The 376-nt window shown below is 67.6% G+C and carries 1 protein-coding gene; it reads left to right on the top strand.

Annotated elements, in window-relative coordinates:
- A partial coding sequence (locus tag AX709_RS15880; RefSeq protein ID WP_231727552.1) for an ATP-binding protein occupies positions 1–376 on the top strand: 376 nt, incomplete at both ends.

Here is a 376-nt window from a genome sequence, read left to right as displayed (position 1 = left end):
CGATATGCCGGCGTCGATCGTCACCGATCGCCAGCGGCTGGAACAGGTGCTCAAGAACCTGTTGTCCAACGCGTTCAAGTTCACCGAACAGGGCAGCGTCACGCTCCGGCTCGCCCCGGTCGCCGACGGCCGCATCGCGTTTACCGTCGTCGACACCGGCATCGGCATCTCGGCCGATCAGCAACAGGCGATTTTCGAAGCGTTCCGCCAGGCCGACGGGTCGATCAACCGGCGCTATGGCGGCACGGGCCTGGGCCTGTCGATCTCGCGCGAGCTGGCGCGGCTGCTCGGCGGGACGATTTCGGTGGTCAGCACGCCCGGCCAGGGCAGCAGCTTCACCGTCACCGTGCCCACCGACTACGCACCCGTGGACACC

Source organism: Sphingomonas sp. CCH15-F11, from assembly GCF_001557005.1.
Lineage (GTDB): Bacteria > Pseudomonadota > Alphaproteobacteria > Sphingomonadales > Sphingomonadaceae > Sphingomonas.
This window is presented reverse-complemented; position numbering and strand designations above follow the sequence as displayed.